Below are 13,960 nucleotides of genomic sequence, written 5' to 3'. Positions count from 1 at the left end.
TCGCCGCCTGCCATAGAGGCCTATATAATACCGGCCCGTCGACGCAACCCCCAGCGCCGTGAGCGGGTGGGTTGTAATTGCACTTCACTCCCGCCTTAGAGCTGCTGCCAAAATGAGTCTGTTCTCCGCTGTCGAAATGGCCCCCCGCGACCCGATCCTGGGCCTGAACGAAGCTTTCAACGCCGATACCCGCCCGGGCAAGATCAACCTGGGCGTGGGCGTGTATTACAACGAGGAAGGTCGCCTCCCGTTGCTGCGCGCCGTACAGGCCGCGGAGAAGGCCCGCATCGAGGCTCACGCCCCGCGCGGCTACCTGCCGATCGAAGGCATTGCCGCCTACGATTCGGGCGTGCAGAAGCTGCTGTTCGGCGCTGACTCCGAGCTGCTGGCCGAAGGCCGTGTGGTCACCACCCAGGCCGTTGGCGGTACCGGCGCGCTGAAGACCGGTGCCGACTTCCTCAAGCGCCTGCTGCCCAACGCCACCGTCGCCATCAGCGACCCGAGCTGGGAAAACCACCGCGCTCTGTTCGAAGCGGCCGGCTTCCCGGTGCAGAACTACCGCTACTATGACGCCGCCACCAACGGCGTGAACCGTGCCGGCCTGCTGGAAGACCTCAACGCCCTGCCCTCGCAGTCGATCGTCGTGCTGCACGCCTGCTGCCACAACCCGACCGGCGTCGACCTGACCATGGACGACTGGAAGCAGGTCCTGGACGTGCTCAAGGCCAAGGGCCACGTACCGTTCCTCGACATCGCCTACCAGGGCTTCGGTGACGGCATCGACGAAGACGCCTCCGCCGTGCGCCTGTTCGCCAAGTCGGGCCTGAACTTCTTCGTCTCCAGCTCGTTCTCCAAGTCGTTCTCGCTGTACGGCGAGCGCGTTGGCGCCCTGTCGGTAGTGACCGACAGCCGCGAGGAGTCCACCCGCGTCCTGTCCCAGGTCAAGCGCGTGATCCGCACCAACTACTCCAACCCGCCGACCCATGGCGCCAGCGTCGTCGCCGCCGTGCTGAACAGCCCGGAACTGCGTGCAGTCTGGGAAGAAGAGCTGGGCGAAATGCGCACCCGCATCCGCGCCATGCGCGTAGCCATGGTCGAGCAACTGGCTGCCCTGGGCGCCAAGCGCGACTTCAGCTTCGTTGCCCAGCAGCGCGGCATGTTCTCCTACTCCGGCCTGACCGCCGAGCAGGTTGAACGCCTGAAGAACGAGTTCGGCATCTACGCCGTCGGCACCGGCCGCATCTGCGTCGCCGCGCTGAACAACGGCAACCTGGACACCGTCACCCGCGCCATCGTCCAGGTGCTGTAAAAAAATCAGGGGAAGTCATCGGCACATTGTTGACTTCCCCTTTTTAATCAGTAAGATACGCACCGTTGTTCCGCGATAGCTCAGTCGGTAGAGCAAATGACTGTTAATCATTGGGTCCCTGGTTCGAGTCCAGGTCGCGGAGCCAAAATTCAAAGCCCTCGGCACACGCCGGGGGCTTTTTTATTGGGCGCTGGACTCTCTCCAGGGACTGCGTCCCAGGTGATTCCCCCTTCGGGGCCGCGCTGAAGCGCGTTCGGCTAGCGCCGTCGAGTCCAGGTCGCGGAGCCAAATTCAAAGCCCTCGGCACACGCCGGGGGCTTTTTTATTGGGCGCTGGACTCTCTCCAGGGACTGCGTCCCAGGTGATTCCCCCCTTCAGGGCCGCGCTGAAGCGCGTTCGGCTGGCGCCGTCGAGTCCAGGTCGCGGAGCCAAAATTCAAAGCCCTCGGCACATGCCGGGGGCTTTTTATTGGGCCAAGGAATGCCACCCAATAAAAAGCCGGTCATCGACCGGCTTTTTATCCCATCAGGCAAGGCTCAGAGCGAAATCCTGTCGCGGTTCTTGTCCAGCGTATTCTTGCCGATGCCTTTCACTTCCAGCAGCTGATCGACCGTGGTGAACGGACCGTTGCTGGCGCGATAGTCGACGATGGCCTGCGCCTTGACCTTGCCGATACCCTTGAGGGATAGCTGCAGTTCCTCGGCGGACGCCGTATTGATGTTCACAGCTCCAGCCTGGGCGGCAGGCGCCTTGGCCGCCGGAGCCGGGGCCTCGGCTACAGGCTTGGTCGCGGGCTCGGTCTTCGTGGCGGCCTGGACGCTGCCGCCGAAAGCGAGACTGGCGGACAGGATCATGCCTGCGATGGTAAGCAGATTCTTCTTCATGGATTGCTCCTTAACATGAAAGCCTTCTGGGCAGGCACGATTGCGCTGCCCGGAAAACATAGCGTCAGGAATATCCACGAAACCGCCGGTTTAGAGAGTCGGCGGCAATTTCCGGCGCCGCCGACAGATCAGCAAGAAAGGACTGACAACGCTAGCAGATGCAGTAATTGAAACTTCTGCTAGGGGCCCGGGCTCAGGGCTCCATCCGCCGCTGCTGATGGATCAGGTCGACGATCTCGCCCTCGGGGCAATAGCCGCTGACGGTTTCCCGCAACAGTTGCCGCACCCGTGCGTAATTGCCCTGGTCTACCGCCCTGAGCAGATCGGCCAGGACCAGCTTGAAGCCCTCCCAGGGCATCAGCTCCTCGTTGGCCTTCATGATCATCGGGTGTTCGGTGGCGCTGACGTTGTCACCAATCAGCAGCTCCTCATAGAGCTTCTCGCCAGGCCGAAGACCGCTGAACTCGATGGAGATGTCGCCGTGCGGTACCCGCTCCGAGCGAACACTCAGCCCGGACAGGTGGATCATCCGCTCGGCCAGTTCGAGAATCTTCACCGGCTGCCCCATGTCGAGCACGAAGACGTCGCCACCGCGCCCCATGGAACCGGCCTGGATCACCAGCTGGGCCGCCTCGGGAATGGTCATGAAATAGCGCGTGATCCCCGGATGGGTCACGGTGACCGGGCCGCCGCGCTTGATCTGCTCGCGGAACAGCGGAATGACCGAGCCGGACGATCCCAGCACATTGCCGAAACGCACCATGGTGAAACGGGTCTTGTTGACCTGATGCACCCCGGGCCTGTCGCCGAACAGCACTGGCGCAGACTCCTGGCTGAGGGCCTGCAGGATCATCTCCGCCAGTCGCTTGGTGCTGCCCATGACATTGGTCGGACGCACCGCCTTGTCGGTGGAGATCAGCACAAAGTGCTCGACACCGGCCTGCACAGCCACCTGGGCGGTATGCAGGGTGCCCATCACATTGTTCAGCACGCCCTCGGAAATGTTGTGCTCGACGATGGGCACGTGCTTGTAGGCCGCAGCGTGATAAACAGTGGCGACCTTCCAGGTGCGCATGACATCCAGCAGGCGCTCGGCGCTGCGCACCGAACCCAGGATCGGCACCAGTTGCACCGCGAGGGACTCGCGCTTGATGCGGTTCTCCAGCTCCTGGTGCACCCGGTAGAGGTTGTATTCACTGTGCTCGAACAGCACCAGCACGGTTGGCGATGAACCGAGGATCTGCCGGCACAGCTCGGAACCGATGGAACCGCCTGCACCGGTCACCATCACCACTTCGCCACGGATACAGTGCTCGAACAGCTCTTTTCGCGGCTCGACCGGGTCGCGTCCGAGCAGGTCGGCGATATCCACTTCCTGGATGTCGTCCACCCGCACGCGGCCGTTGGCCAGGTCGATGAATCCGGGAACGCTTCGCACGTGAACCGGATAGGGCTCGAGCAAGCCGAGGATTTCGCGGCGGCGCGCGCGCGTCGCGGAAGGAACCGCCAGCAGCACTTCCTGCACGCCGGTCTCGTCGATCATCTGCTGAATGTGCTTGGGCTTGTAGACGCGCAGGCCGGCGATGACGCGATTGGCGATCTCGTCATCGTCATCGATGAAAGCCACCGGACGCATCGCACGGCCGAGGCGCAACGCGGCCACCAGTTGATTGCCCGCAGACCCCGCACCGTAGACGGCGACCTTGGGCAGGCCATCCTGTTGCTTGAGGAAAGGAACGGCCTGAACCGTGCTGTACCAGTCGCCCATGAAGTACTGGCGCATGGCCAGACGCAGCCCGCCGATCATCAGCAGGCTCAGCCACCAGTAGTTGAGTACCAGGGAACGCGGTACCGCTTCGATCACCGAGCGATTCCAATAGACCACCAGCGACAGCAGCAACGCCGAGATGGTCACCGCCTTCCAGATCGCAATCAGCGCGTCATTGCCCAGATAGCGCATGACGGCCCGGTACATGCCAAAACGAATGAACAGCGGAATCGCCACGGCCGGCGCCGCCAGGAACAGCCAGCCATGCACGCGGAACGGGTACTCCAGATCGTCAGTACCCAGCCGCACGATGAAAGCCAGCCACAGCGCGAACCACACCAGACAGATGTCGGTGGCGACCTGCAATAACCGTTTATGTCGTCTCGGAAGCCTCAGCAGGCGTTCTCGGAGCATCAGCGCTTGTCCTTAATCCCGAGCGGAGGAAATCGCCCCCACCCGCTACATTGACCACCAAATCCGGCGGAGTTCAGCTCACATCCTGTTCATCCGGGCGCCCAGCCCCCAGATGAGCTACGACAAGCACCAATGGAGCATAGGCCACAATCAGCGCCAGCAAACCCGGAACATGCCCCAGCGCGACCAGCAATGCCAGTGGCAGAAGCCACAGCAGGTTGATCAAGGTTACCCACAGCGACACCTTCAGGTGGCTGCCAAAACGCCGCGATGCGCGCTGGTACGCGTGGCTGCGATGCGCTTCGTAGACGCGCTCACCGCGCATCAGGCGATGGCACAGGGTGAAGGTCGCGTCCACGACGAAAACGCCAAGCAGGATCAACCAGCTCCAGACCAGCGGCGGTGCCACCGCCGCCGCCTGCAGCGCCAGCCCACCCAGGACCAGGCCGAGGAACCCGCTACCCGCGTCCCCCATGAAGATTCGCGCGGGGGGGAAATTCCAGACCAGAAAGCCAGCCGCCGCCATGCCCAGGATCAACGGCAACCACAGCAATTGCGACGCTCCGACGACCCATCCACAAAGCGCTCCGCCCAGGCAGACGCTGATGGCCTCCAGGCCCGCGATGCCGTCGATGCCGTCCATGAAGTTGTACAGGTTGAGCAGCCAGACCAGGAACACCAGCCCCAGGAAGTCGCCCAGCAACCCCAGATCCAGCATTCCCCAGGGCGTTGCCAGCGCGGGCACTCCCCCCAGCCAGCCAAGCAGCCAGAGCGCGGCGACAAAATGCCCGAGCAATCGCCAGCGCGCCGGAATATGGCGGTGATCATCGAGGAAGCCAATGGCCGCAACCAAAGCGCCGGCCGGCAGCAGGGCCAACAGGCTACGGCCATCCACGGCCCCCAGAACGCCGGCCAACGGCAGGCAACCGAGGAACCCCAGCACGATGGCCACCCCGCCGCCGCGCGGCGTGGGGATCCGGTGCGAGCTGCGGGCATTGGGAATATCCATGATGCTGCGCGCCAGCGCATAACGACGCACGCCGGCGGTCATCGCCCAGGACGCGATAAATACCGCTGCCAGCAGAACTCCCATGCTCATCGCTTCTGCTCCTGAGCGCATGCCCGCGCCGTTTCCCGCAGCGCCTGCTCGACACTGACCGGCGGAGTCCAGTCCAGACGATTGCGCGTCGCGGCAATATCCACCTGCAGCGACCCCAACAAGCGCTGGACCTGCTGGCTACGCCCTGTCAGTGCCCCCACCAGGCGCAGCAGCGCAGCGGGAACCGGAAGCAGCCGCGGACGCACCCCCAGGGCCTTGCTCAAACCACGACACAGTTGCGCTGTAGACAGGTCCTCGCCATCGCTCACCAGGAACACCTGCCCCGCGGCTGCGGGGTGGCGGCAGCACAGCAGCAGCAGATCGACCAGATTGTCCCGCGCTACAAGGCTGCGGCGATTGTCGATGGCGCCAAAGGGCAATGGCAGGCGCCGCTGTAGGGCGCGCATCAGACTGGCGAAATTGGCTTTCACGCCTGGGCCATAGATCAGCGGCGGGCGCACCACGACCACTTCCAGGCCGCTCTGCCGGGCGATGGCGAACAAGGCCTGCTCGGCCTCGAGCTTGGATTGAGCGTATGGGCCCTGCGGTTGCGGCTCTGCATCGGCGGTAAAGGGGCGACCGGGCGCGGTCTGCTCGCCATTGACCTTGATCGAACTGACGAACACGAAACGCCTGACACCTGCCGCCACTGCCTGCTCTGCCAGATGCCGGGTCGCCTCGACGTTTACCGCGCGAAACTCGGCGAGAGGATCGGCGGCCTGCTCGTCCATGACGTGAACCCGGGCAGCGCAATGAATCACTGCGTCGATCCCGTGCAGCGCCTGCTGCCACGACTGAGCCACGCTCAAGCCGTCGATGAGCGCCACGTCGACGCCCTCGGGGAATTGCGCAGCCAGGCCACGCTGGGCGACGCGAACCTGTACGTTATCTTCCTGGCACAAGCGCGCCAGCACGCCTTGGCCGACAAATCCGCTCGCGCCCGTGAGTAGAAACTTCAATCCAGCACCTGCAGAACCTGACGCCGATGGCGTCTTCCATGTTTGAGCGAACGCGTCAGAGCGGCGAAATGACCGGCCGCAGCGCATTCCAAGCGTGGCAGCTGGGGCATTGCCAGTGCAGTTCGCGACCGGCAAAGCCACACTTGCCGCATCGATAGCGCGGCATTGTCTTATACAACCCAATGATTATTGGAGCGATTTTTCCCGTCGCCGAGTGTTTTTCCGTTTCGCTCCCAACCACTTCCAGGTATTCGCCCACTCCCTGCCAGGAGGGATGGCGCTCGACCCGCTCCAGCAGGCTTTCGCGCCAGGTTGGCGAACTGGCTGACTGCTCGCTTTCGGCCAGCAATGCAAGGATCGCCGGCGGTACTTCCTCGCCCACCGCCAGCTCACGCAGGCAGGCCAGCAGCTCGGGCCGTGCAAGGCCGTCATGGCGCCGCAGCAACGGCACGATCTCCCCCAGGAAGGTCTTGGCGTCACGCGCCAATTCGCCGATGGTGGCAACGGCCGCCGGCTGATCCTTGCGCCACAGCTCGCAGTCCAGGCGCATCAGCAGCGCCCGCACGCAGCGTTTGTCGACGCGCCGTGCTTCACGCAGCAACTCCTGCATGGCACTGCGATCGCCGCCCTTGCCCTTTGCCTGGGCCAGCTCGCAGTAGTAATTGGCCAGTGCAGCGCTCAATTCGGGCCTGCTCGGCACCAGCCGGGCGGCCAACTCGATGGCGCGGGACCAGTTCTTCTCGCGCTCGCAGATCAAGCGCTGCTCATCCAGCGCTTCAAGGGAAATGGGCTCGTCACGCTGCTGCGTCAGCTCGTCGAGCAATTCCTCAGCGCTGCCCAGCAAGCCGCCGGCGATGTAGTCTCGCGCCAACTCCAGACGCACCTGGGCGACCAGCGCGCCGTCCTCACCGGCACGACCCAGCAGGTCCTGGTGGATGTGGATGGCTTTTTCGATATCGCCGCGGCGGCGGAACAGGTTGCCGACGTGCAGGTGGCTTTCCAGCGTCTCGGGGCTGACCACGAGCCCCTGCGACAGGCTCTCCAACGCGTCGTCGGAGTGCCGCTCCAGCAGGTTGTGCATGCTGTGCACACGAGCCCGGAGGTTCTCTGGCGGGGCAGTCCCGGCCCGGGAAAGAGAGCGACGCCCCATCCACCAGCCGATGGCCAGGGCGCAGAAGAAGAACAGCGTGGCGATGACGCTAGGCATGGTCCGTCAGCGACTTTTCACGCAGCGCGTCATTCTCCTTGCGGAAACGGGTGACTTCGGAGCGCAGGCCGGTCATGCGGACGTGCGCCTTCGCGCGGAAGGGAATGCTCAGCAGCAGGCCGATCGCGCCGCCGACGATGAAGGCAAGGGTGATGAAGACCACCAGCGGCCACTGCGGCGATTGCCAGCCTAGGAAGGTCAGTTGTGCAGGCTGCAGGTTTTCCAGGACGAAAACCACGACGACGGCGGCCAGGATGACCAACGCCAGAATCAGCAGGAAACGTTTTGCCCGAAGCATGGACACTCCTTCTTGAAGACGGATACCCCGGGGTCACTCGGGTTCGTTGACGCGGTCGCGCAGCTCCTTGCCGGGCTTGAAGTGCGGGACGAACTTGCCGTCCAGGCGCACCGACTCACCGGTTTTCGGATTACGCCCCACGCGCGGTGCGCGGTAGTGCAGAGAGAAGCTGCCGAACCCCCGGATTTCGATGCGATCCCCCGTCGCCAGAGCCTGGGACATTTGCTCAAGCATGGTCTTGATCGCCAGCTCCACATCCTTTGCGGAAAGCTGCCCCTGATGGGTGACGATTCTCTCGATCAACTCCGACTTGGTCATGGTTTTCCCTTCTTTTTCAAGCGGCTAGATCAGCTCTAGGTTCTTTTAGCATGCTGATCATGCTTTGAACAGCCCGAACGGAAAGGATGTGTTTTCACCCGGTCAAGTGGTTGGCAAATAAAAAATGGCCGAGCCCCGGGGAGGAGATCGGCCACGGTCGCGCCCAGGAGCGGAAGGACGCGCAAGGGAGAAACGAAAGTCAGGCGACGCTGGCGAGTTGCGCCTTGGCCTTGGCCAGGCCCTTCTCGGCGAATTCGCCGCCCATGTTCAGGCCTTCGGCGTGAATGAAGGTCACGTCGTGGATGCCGACGAAGCCCAGCGCCTGGCGCAGGTACGGCTCCTGGTGATCCAGCGCACCACCGGCGTAGACACCGCCGCGGCTAGTGAGCACGAAGGCACGTTTTCCGCTGAGCAGACCCTGCGGGCCGGTCTCGGTGTACTTGAAGGTGACGCCGGCGCGCAGCACGTGGTCCAGCCAGGACTTCAGGGTGCTGGGGATGGCGAAGTTGTACATCGGCGCGGCCAGCACCAGTACGTCGGCGGCCTGCAGTTCGGCGGTCAGCAGATTGGAGCGTTCCAGTGCGGCACGCTCGATCGCGCTGTGCTCCTGCGCCGGCTTCATCCAGCCGCCCAGCAGGTTGGCGTCCAGATGCGGCACCTGGTCGACGGCCAGGTCGCGGATCTGAATGTCGTCGGCCGGGTGGGCGAGTTGCCACTGAGCGATGAAGTCGCGGGTCAGTTGGCGGGAAACGGAACCTTCCTGACGAGCACTGCTTTCGATTACCAGAACGCGGGACATGGACTGGACCTCCATCGGTCGTTGAATGTGTCGATGGAGGCCATCCTAAAGATGAACAAATCGATAAAAAAGCGCAAATATTCGCTTCTAATTATCGAATAAATTGATTTCTCGCCGAGTTGGTTCTAGTCTTGTCCCGGAGTCAGGACGGATTGCAGGTCAGCTTGATACGCAGCTTGATCACTGCGCGGCTGAAGCTGGAAGTGAGGTTCGCCTCCTTGCCCGGCGCCATGGTGGCCTTGCGCACATGGGGCGTCTCGGGCCCGTTGACGAACACTGCCGTGCAAGTCACCGGCTGCTGGCCGCCGTTGCGCAGGATGATCGCCCCCATCTGGTCACCGATATCCTGGGTTTCGACATCCACCTCGGTACCATTGAGGCTCTTCTGCACTTCGATGGGATAAGCCAGGGCGGTCAGCGGCAACATGGCCAGAACGGCACAACAGAATTTTTTCATGGCGGTCTCTTGTTGGTCTTCTGCGGACCGCCAGAGTAGACAAGAGGAAGCGAGGATGAAAGCGCCCCGCGTTACCCTGGATCAGTGGAGAACCCTGCAGGCCGTGGTCGATCACGGCGGCTTCGCCCAGGCGGCGGAAGCCCTGCACCGTTCGCAGTCGTCGATCAGCTACACCGTGGCGCGCATGCAGGAGCAGCTCGGCGTGCCGCTGCTGCGTATCGACGGGCGCAAGGCCGTACTCACCGAGGCCGGCGAAGTACTGCTGCGCCGCTCGCGGCAACTGGTCAAATCCGCCGGCCAGCTGGAGGAGCTGGCCCACCACATGGAACAGGGCTGGGAGCCTGAGGTGCGCCTGGTCGTCGACGCCGCCTACCCCACCGTGCGCCTGGTGCGTGCGCTTTCCGCCTTCATGCCGCAGAGCCGCGGCTGCCGCGTACTGCTGCGCGAGGAAGTGCTCTCCGGCGTGGAGGAAGCCCTGGTGCAGGGTCATGCCGATCTCGCCATCAGCGGCCTGAACATTCCCGGCCATCTGGGAGCGGATCTCTCCATCGTCGATTTCGTCGCCGTCGCCCATCCCGATCATCCGCTGCACCGCCTGCAACGCGAGGTCACCCACCAGGACCTGGAAACCCAGATGCAGGTGGTGATCCGCGACTCCGGTCGCCTGCAACCGCGCGACGTCGGCTGGCTCGGCGCCGAGCAGCGCTGGACCGTGGGCAGCCTGGCTACCGCCGCCACCTTCGTCAGCAATGGCCTGGGCTTTGCCTGGCTGCCGCGGCACATGATCGAACGCGAGCTACGCGATGGCCAGCTCAAGCCACTGCCGATGAAACAGGGCGGCGTGCGCGAGAGCCGCTTCTATCTTTACCCGAACAAGGAAAAGCCCCTGGGCCCGGCCACGCAGATCCTCGTGGAGCTGCTGACCACCTTCGCCAACGTGCCACTCGACGCCCATTTCGCCGCCCCGGAAAGCCCGGCCTGATTACAGGCCGCCCGAAAAAGGAGCCCGTCATGCCGTTCTTCGATCACGCCGGTCACCGCCTGCACTACGAGGAAAGCGGATTCGGCACACCGGTACTGCTGGTGCATGGGCTTGGCTCCAGCACCCGCGACTGGGAATACCAGGTGCCGGAACTGGAGAAGCGCCATCGGGTGATCGCCCTCGACGTGCGCGGCCACGGCCAGTCGGACAAACCACGCCAGCGCTACAGCATTGGCGCCTTCGCCGAGGACGTGATCGCCCTGCTCGACCACCTGAGTCTCGGCCGCGTGCATCTGGTAGGGATCAGCATGGGCGGCATGATCGGCTTCGAGCTGGCCACCCGCTGGCCGGAGCGGCTGGACAGCCTGACCATCGTCAACAGCGCCCCGGAAGTGAAGCCACGCAGCCTGCGTGAATACCTGGAAGTGGCGCGTCGACTGTTCCTCGCCCACGTACTGGGCCTGGACACCGTGGGCAAGGCGCTGGGCAGGATGCTCTTTCCCAAGCCCGAGCAGAGCGCGCTGCGCCACAAGATCCAGCAGCGCTGGCCGCAGAACGACAAGCGCGCCTACCTCTCCAGCCTGCACGCCATCATCGGCTGGGGTGTGCAGGAACGCCTGGCGCGCATAACCTGTCCAACCCTGGTGATCAGCGCCGACCGCGACTACACCCCGGTATCGCTCAAGCAGGCCTATGTCGGGCGCATGCCCAACGCGCGCCTGGTGGTGATCGAGGACTCGCGCCACGCGACGCCGCTGGACCAGCCGGAACGATTCAACACCACCCTGCTCGACTTTCTCGAGCAGGTCGACCATCCCTAGAACCTTCAGGAAACATCCGCCAAATGACCCTGTTCAAACGCTTCCTGCTCGCCGCCTGCTCCCTGGTCCTGGCCGGTTCGGTATTCGCCGCCGACAGCAACAACCCGCACGTGCTGCTGTCGACCACGTCCGGTGAAATCGAAATCGAGCTGTACGCCGACAAGGCGCCGATTTCCGTGAAGAACTACCTGTCCTACGTCGACAGTGGCTTCTACAACGGAACCATCTTCCATCGCGTGATCCCCAACTTCATGATCCAGGGCGGCGGTTTCACCGAAGCCATGAAGGAGAAGGACACCCAGGCACCGATCAAGAACGAGGCCGACAATGGCCTGCTCAACGAGCGCGGCACCCTGGCCATGGCGCGCACCAGCGACGTCAACTCCGCCACCAGCCAGTTCTTCATCAACCTGACCGGCAACGACTTCCTCAACCATGGCGCCCGCGACTTCGGCTACGCCGTGTTCGGCAAGGTCGTACGCGGCATGGGCGTGGTCGACCAGATCGCCGGGGTGAAGACCGGCAACCGCGGCATGTTCCAGGACGTACCGACCACCCCGGTGGTCATCCTCTCCGCCAAGCGTCTGTGATTCTGCGCAATCACGGCTGACGGAGGCCATTCAAGGCGGGGCCAGGACGGCCCCGCCGACAACCCGAGAGCTATCATGCTTTACCGTCGTTTCGAGCGTCTGATCGATCCCTTCCGCGACGTACCCGAGCGCATGCCGCCGTCCGACGTCATCCGCTTCTACGTCTATTACCTGCGCCAGGTCTGGCCGGTCTTCCTCGCCCTGCTCGTCGTCGGCCTGATCGCCGCACTGATCGAAGTTGCGCTGTTCAGCTACCTGGGGCGCATCGTCGACCTCGCGCAAGGCACCGCCCCTGCCGACTTCTTCACCCGGCACGGCCGCGAACTGATCTGGATGGCCGTGGTGGCGCTGATTCTGCGCCCGGTATTCTTCGGCCTGCACGACATGCTGGTGCATCAGAGCATCAACCCCAGCATGACCAACCTGATCCGCTGGCAGAACCACCGCTACGTGCTCAAGCAGAGCCTGGGCTTCTTCCAGAACGACTTCGCCGGGCGCATCGCCCAGCGCATCATGCAGACCGGCAACTCGCTGCGCGATTCCGCCGTGCAGGCGGTCGACGCGATCTGGCACGTTCTCATCTACATCATCAGTTCCCTGGTGCTGTTCGCCGAGGCCGATTGGCGACTGATGATCCCGCTGTTGCTCTGGATGGTCGGTTACATCGGCGCGCTGGGCTACTTCATTCCACAGGTGAAGCACCGCTCGGTGGTCGCCTCGGACTCGCGCTCGAAACTCATGGGCCGGATTGTCGACGGCTATACCAACATCACCACCCTCAAGCTGTTCGCCCATACGCGCCAGGAAGAGGACTACGCCCGCGAGGCCATCGACGACCAGACCCGCAAGGCCCAGCGCGCCGGACGCGTGGTGACCTCCATGGACGTCACCATCACGGTGTTCAACGGCCTGCTGATCGCCGGCACCACGGGCCTGGCCCTGTGGCTGTGGACCCAGTCGCTGATCTCGGTGGGTGCCATCGCCCTGGCCACCGGCCTGGTCATCCGCATCGTCAACATGTCCGGCTGGATCATGTGGGTGGTCGGCGGCATCTTCGAGAACGTCGGCCAGGTGCAGGACGGCATGCAGACCATCGCCCTGCCCCGCCAAGTGGTCGACGCCCCTGGCGCCAGGCCGCTGCTGGTGAAGCATGGCGAAGTGCGCTTCGACCAGGTGGACTTCAGCTACGGCAAGGGCGGCGGCCTGATCAGCGGCCTGGACCTGACCGTGCGCCCCGGCGAGAAGATCGGCCTGGTCGGGCCGTCCGGCGCTGGCAAGTCGACCCTGGTCAACCTGCTGCTGCGACTCTACGACCTGGAAGGCGGACGCATCCTGATCGACGGCCAGGACATCGCCCAGGTAACGCAGGAAAGCCTGCGCGCGCAGATTGGCATGGTCACCCAGGACACTTCGCTGCTGCACCGTTCGATCCGCGACAATCTGCTCTATGGTCGCCCGGACGCCAGCGAGGCGGAATTGCAGGACGCCATCCAGAAGGCACGCGCCTCGGAGTTCATCCCGCAGCTGAGCGACGCCGAGGGCCGCTCCGGCCTCGACGCCCATGTCGGCGAACGCGGGGTGAAGCTCTCCGGCGGCCAGCGCCAGCGCATCGCGATCACCCGCGTACTGCTCAAGGACGCGCCGATCCTGATTCTCGACGAAGCCACTTCAGCGCTGGACTCGGAAGTGGAGGCGGCGATCCAGGAAAGCCTGGAGACGCTGATGCAGGGCAAGACAGTGATCGCCATCGCCCACCGCCTTTCCACCATCGCGCGCATGGACCGCCTGGTGGTGCTGGAGCACGGCCGCGTGGTCGAGAGCGGCAGCCATGCCGAGTTGCTGGCCCATGGCGGGCTCTATGCGCGACTTTGGCGGCACCAGACGGGCGGGTTTGTCGGGGTGGATTGAAGCCCGGGAGTCACGCCCGGTCCTTTCGCAAACAGCCCGCGTCGGGGTTTGTTCGCGAGCAAGCTCGCTCCTACAGGAAGCAATCCTGCGCCGGGTTCGCCTTTTTGTAGGAGCGAGCTTGCTCGCGAACCCGCACGGCAAACCTGC

The 13,960-nt window shown here is 64.0% G+C and carries 14 protein-coding genes and 1 tRNA gene; 6 read left to right on the top strand and 9 right to left on the bottom strand.

The genetic code is table 11. The features are described from left to right. Window positions 1–112 precede the first annotated feature (112 nt). Window positions 113–1,309 carry an amino acid aminotransferase gene (locus L6D89_RS01580; protein WP_236171000.1) on the top strand — a complete coding sequence of 399 codons (1,197 nt, stop codon included), beginning with the start codon at window positions 113–115 and terminating at the stop codon, window positions 1,307–1,309. Between the two features lie 69 nt (window positions 1,310–1,378). Beyond that, window positions 1,379–1,454 (top strand) — tRNA-Asn (locus tag L6D89_RS01575). A 391-nt stretch (window positions 1,455–1,845) separates the two neighbouring features. On the opposite strand, the gene L6D89_RS01570 is transcribed toward L6D89_RS01575, so the two are convergent. The 9 genes from L6D89_RS01570 to L6D89_RS01530 all read right to left on the bottom strand — a co-directional run bounded on the left by L6D89_RS01570 (window position 1,846) and on the right by L6D89_RS01530 (window position 9,512). Beyond that, entirely contained in the window at window positions 1,846–2,193 is a 348-nt protein-coding gene (locus L6D89_RS01570; protein WP_236198538.1) for a ComEA family DNA-binding protein, read from the bottom strand. Between the two features lie 193 nt (window positions 2,194–2,386). Further along, a complete protein-coding gene (locus L6D89_RS01565; RefSeq protein WP_236171002.1) occupies window positions 2,387–4,375 on the bottom strand; it encodes a polysaccharide biosynthesis protein in 1,989 nt (662 codons plus the stop codon). A gap of 73 nt (window positions 4,376–4,448) precedes the next feature. Then, entirely contained in the window at window positions 4,449–5,474 is a 1,026-nt protein-coding gene (locus L6D89_RS01560; RefSeq protein WP_236171003.1) for an MraY family glycosyltransferase, read from the bottom strand. Next, a complete protein-coding gene (locus L6D89_RS01555; RefSeq protein ID WP_236198537.1) occupies window positions 5,471–6,433 on the bottom strand; it encodes a UDP-glucose 4-epimerase family protein in 963 nt (320 codons plus the stop codon). The genes L6D89_RS01560 and L6D89_RS01555 overlap by 4 nt, the downstream gene beginning before the upstream one ends. Window positions 6,434–6,488: 55 nt before the next feature. Next, a complete protein-coding gene (locus L6D89_RS01550) occupies window positions 6,489–7,640 on the bottom strand; it encodes a tetratricopeptide repeat protein (protein ID WP_236198536.1) in 1,152 nt (383 codons plus the stop codon). Further along, a complete protein-coding gene (locus tag L6D89_RS01545; RefSeq protein ID WP_236198535.1) occupies window positions 7,633–7,938 on the bottom strand; it encodes a lipopolysaccharide assembly protein LapA domain-containing protein in 306 nt (101 codons plus the stop codon). The genes L6D89_RS01550 and L6D89_RS01545 overlap by 8 nt, the downstream gene beginning before the upstream one ends. A 33-nt stretch (window positions 7,939–7,971) precedes the next feature. Beyond that, window positions 7,972–8,256 (bottom strand): integration host factor subunit beta, encoded by a 285-nt coding sequence (ihfB, locus tag L6D89_RS01540; RefSeq protein WP_003091441.1) that lies wholly within the window; start codon window positions 8,254–8,256, stop codon window positions 7,972–7,974. A 199-nt stretch (window positions 8,257–8,455) separates the two neighbouring features. Continuing rightward, a complete protein-coding gene (locus L6D89_RS01535; protein WP_236198534.1) occupies window positions 8,456–9,055 on the bottom strand; it encodes an FMN-dependent NADH-azoreductase in 600 nt (199 codons plus the stop codon). A 142-nt stretch (window positions 9,056–9,197) separates the two neighbouring features. Then, a complete protein-coding gene (locus L6D89_RS01530; RefSeq protein ID WP_236171008.1) occupies window positions 9,198–9,512 on the bottom strand; it encodes a 3-phosphoglycerate kinase in 315 nt (104 codons plus the stop codon). A 55-nt stretch (window positions 9,513–9,567) separates the two neighbouring features. On the opposite strand from L6D89_RS01530, the gene L6D89_RS01525 reads away from it, so the two are divergent. From L6D89_RS01525 to L6D89_RS01510, 4 genes are all read left to right on the top strand, one after another. After that, the gene (locus L6D89_RS01525; RefSeq protein WP_236198533.1) at window positions 9,568–10,494 is read left to right on the top strand and encodes a PA3225 family LysR-type transcriptional regulator; all 927 of its coding nucleotides are present in this window, start codon (window positions 9,568–9,570) and stop codon (window positions 10,492–10,494) included. 29 nt (window positions 10,495–10,523) lie between these two features. Further along, window positions 10,524–11,315 (top strand): alpha/beta fold hydrolase, encoded by a 792-nt coding sequence (locus L6D89_RS01520; protein ID WP_236171010.1) that lies wholly within the window; start codon window positions 10,524–10,526, stop codon window positions 11,313–11,315. A 29-nt stretch (window positions 11,316–11,344) separates the two neighbouring features. Continuing rightward, window positions 11,345–11,905 carry a peptidylprolyl isomerase gene (locus L6D89_RS01515; protein ID WP_236171067.1) on the top strand — a complete coding sequence of 187 codons (561 nt, stop codon included), beginning with the start codon at window positions 11,345–11,347 and terminating at the stop codon, window positions 11,903–11,905. Between the two features lie 75 nt (window positions 11,906–11,980). Beyond that, entirely contained in the window at window positions 11,981–13,813 is a 1,833-nt protein-coding gene (locus tag L6D89_RS01510; protein ID WP_236198532.1) for an ABC transporter ATP-binding protein, read from the top strand. Window positions 13,814–13,960 lie beyond the last annotated feature (147 nt).

Source organism: Pseudomonas pseudonitroreducens (genome assembly GCF_021603645.1).
Taxonomy (GTDB): Bacteria; Pseudomonadota; Gammaproteobacteria; order Pseudomonadales; family Pseudomonadaceae; genus Pseudomonas; species Pseudomonas pseudonitroreducens.
The sequence above is the reverse complement of the archived record's forward strand: the minus strand, read 5'-3'. Positions and strand labels throughout refer to the sequence as shown.

Bases quoted from the DNA above. Each gene is read 5' to 3' on its own strand.
- L6D89_RS01580 (WP_236171000.1), top strand. From the start codon at position 113: ATGAGTCTGTTCTCCGCTGTCGAAATGGCCCCCCGCGACCCGATCCTG.
- L6D89_RS01570 (WP_236198538.1), bottom strand. From the start codon at position 2,193: ATGAAGAAGAATCTGCTTACCATCGCAGGCATGATCCTGTCCGCCAGT.
- L6D89_RS01565 (WP_236171002.1), bottom strand. From the start codon at position 4,375: ATGCTCCGAGAACGCCTGCTGAGGCTTCCGAGACGACATAAACGGTTA.
- L6D89_RS01560 (WP_236171003.1), bottom strand. From the start codon at position 5,474: ATGAGCATGGGAGTTCTGCTGGCAGCGGTATTTATCGCGTCCTGGGCG.
- L6D89_RS01550 (WP_236198536.1), bottom strand. From the start codon at position 7,640: ATGCCTAGCGTCATCGCCACGCTGTTCTTCTTCTGCGCCCTGGCCATC.
- L6D89_RS01545 (WP_236198535.1), bottom strand. From the start codon at position 7,938: ATGCTTCGGGCAAAACGTTTCCTGCTGATTCTGGCGTTGGTCATCCTG.
- ihfB (WP_003091441.1), bottom strand. From the start codon at position 8,256: ATGACCAAGTCGGAGTTGATCGAGAGAATCGTCACCCATCAGGGGCAG.
- L6D89_RS01535 (WP_236198534.1), bottom strand. From the start codon at position 9,055: ATGTCCCGCGTTCTGGTAATCGAAAGCAGTGCTCGTCAGGAAGGTTCC.
- L6D89_RS01530 (WP_236171008.1), bottom strand. From the start codon at position 9,512: ATGAAAAAATTCTGTTGTGCCGTTCTGGCCATGTTGCCGCTGACCGCC.
- L6D89_RS01525 (WP_236198533.1), top strand. From the start codon at position 9,568: ATGAAAGCGCCCCGCGTTACCCTGGATCAGTGGAGAACCCTGCAGGCC.
- L6D89_RS01520 (WP_236171010.1), top strand. From the start codon at position 10,524: ATGCCGTTCTTCGATCACGCCGGTCACCGCCTGCACTACGAGGAAAGC.
- L6D89_RS01510 (WP_236198532.1), top strand. From the start codon at position 11,981: ATGCTTTACCGTCGTTTCGAGCGTCTGATCGATCCCTTCCGCGACGTA.